The sequence below is a fragment of the Schnuerera sp. genome (assembly GCF_035459645.1).
In the GTDB taxonomy this organism is placed as follows: domain Bacteria; phylum Bacillota; class Clostridia; order Tissierellales; family Tepidimicrobiaceae; genus Schnuerera.
This window is the reverse complement of sequence record NZ_DATHXO010000075.1, coordinates 1-1,990: the sequence shown is the minus strand read 5'-3', so window position 1 is coordinate 1,990 and position 1,990 is coordinate 1. Positions and strand designations below refer to the sequence as shown.

The following is a 1,990-nucleotide window of genomic DNA, read 5'->3' as shown; positions in this document are numbered from 1 at the left end:
CCTTTTACTATTCCCTCTGCTAAATCTTCAATATAGCACTCATCTAAAAATTTAATCTCTTCTTCAGAGTTAGATAGATATCCTACTTCTATTAATAAAGAACTTCCACTTACTCCCCTAAAAATATAAAAGTTCCCTTCTTTTATGCCTCTTGTCACTATTTTTTTATCTTTTAAACTTTCTAATATATAGGTGCCTAATTTTTTGCTATTATAATCCTTTCTAAAGTGGAACATTTCACAACCTTTCATATTTGAATTATAAAAATAATCCATATGAATACTTATAAAAAAATCAGCTTCCAATTGATTAGCTTGTTCTATCCTTTTTGTAATAAGAACTTCTTCATCTTTTTCTCTTGTTAAATAGACTTTAACTCCCAGATCTTCTAATTTAGATTTTAATTTTAAAGATAGATTTAGTACTATATCCTTTTCCATCAATCCTAATGAATCCCCTTTATGTCCCTCATCACTTCCTCCATGTCCTGGGTCTATTACTATTCTTTTCCCATAAAGGGGTTTTTTTATACAGGGAAGCTGAAATTGTTTAATTTCTATTCCAGTATAATAATACTTCAATATATCAATATGAGAGTAACCTTGTTGAGCCATCTTTTCAGCTCCATATTGACAAAGCCCTAAACCGTGGCCTTTACCTCTAAAAACAAACTTAACTCCTGTTGGAAATAATGAAAATCTAGTGGAATTCAAATCTAACAATTTCATCAATTCTTGTCCAGAAAATCTTTTATTACCTATTTTTATGGATAATACTCTACCATATTCATCTCTTTCAATACATTCCATAAATCCAGATATTTCTGACTCTACGCCTATTTTCATCTTAGGAAAATTTACTTTTAATAGATTTTCTATTTCATCTATGGTCAGAGTTTTTTCTTCTTCCCAATAGCTAGAATCCTTACAATAATCACATAATACCCGACGTAGATAGATGATTTGATTGTCTACTACATTTTCTGAATTTTCAGTACTCCCTCCACAAGCTAAATGATATTTTGCTTCTATAAGCTTGTCATTAAATAGAATTACCAAACCTTTAGTTTCATCTACAGCTTTTATTATTTTTTTTATATTTTCATCGTTATAATTATCCCATATATTCTCAAAACCATCCTTTTCTATAGGCTTATCGAGTCTTAATAAATTAGTCCTTAAGACTATTGCCTGCGCCTTTAAGGCCTCTATATGAAAATTTAAACCCATCTCCAAATTCAATAATATGCCAACCATTTTTTCTAGGGGCATTTCCATTTCCTTATTCTTTTCTTTATTATAATATTTAATTTTATAATAAGTATTCATCCTATTACCCCCTAAACTCTATTAATACATATTATGAAAATAAGTTTGATAAGTGATAAATATGGTATAATTATTGTATGTGATATAAGGGAGTGATTAATTTATGAAAGGTACAATTGTATCAGCCTGGGTAAAGACTAGTAAAAATCTTTTTGGAGAAGAGCTTGTTAACGAAGCTTTGTCACATCAAGGAATTGGCCCCGAGAAGGTTTTTACCCCTTCAGAAGACATTGAAGATACTAAAGCACTAGGAATTGTAGACTACATAGCTAATTCCTTAGGAAAAAAGCCTTCTCAAGTTTGGAGGCAGATTGGAATAGACAATATTAATACTTTTTCCAAGGACTATCCTGCTTTCTTTAGATACAAAAATCTTTATTCTTTCTTGAAGGCCATGTATGATATCCACGTAGTAATGACCAAAAGAATTCCTGGAGCAAAACCTCCCATATTAAATGTGGAGCCTTTGGAAAAAAACAAAGCCATAATGAGTTATTCTTCTCCAAGAGAGATGTTTGGTTATTTTCATGGTATGTTGGAAGGAGCTGCTAAATACTATAAAGAAGATATCCAAGTTGAAACTTTAGAAAAAAGTGATGGATATACAAAGATATCCATTACCTTCCAAGAGGAAGTTTATAACAAAAAAGTATATGGTTTTA

Annotated in this window: 2 protein-coding genes; one reads left to right on the top strand and one right to left on the bottom strand. The window is 30.4% G+C overall.

Annotated elements, in window-relative coordinates; all coding sequences use genetic code 11:
• Positions 1 to 1,328 (bottom strand): N-acetylmuramoyl-L-alanine amidase (locus VK998_RS01810; protein ID WP_325224836.1); only part of this gene is annotated, 1,328 nt, incomplete at its 3' end.
• A gap of 103 nt (positions 1,329 to 1,431) precedes the next feature.
• On the opposite strand from VK998_RS01810, the gene VK998_RS01805 reads away from it, so the two are divergent.
• On the top strand, positions 1,432 to 1,990 hold a 559-nt coding region (locus VK998_RS01805), incomplete at its 3' end, for a heme NO-binding domain-containing protein (protein ID WP_325224834.1).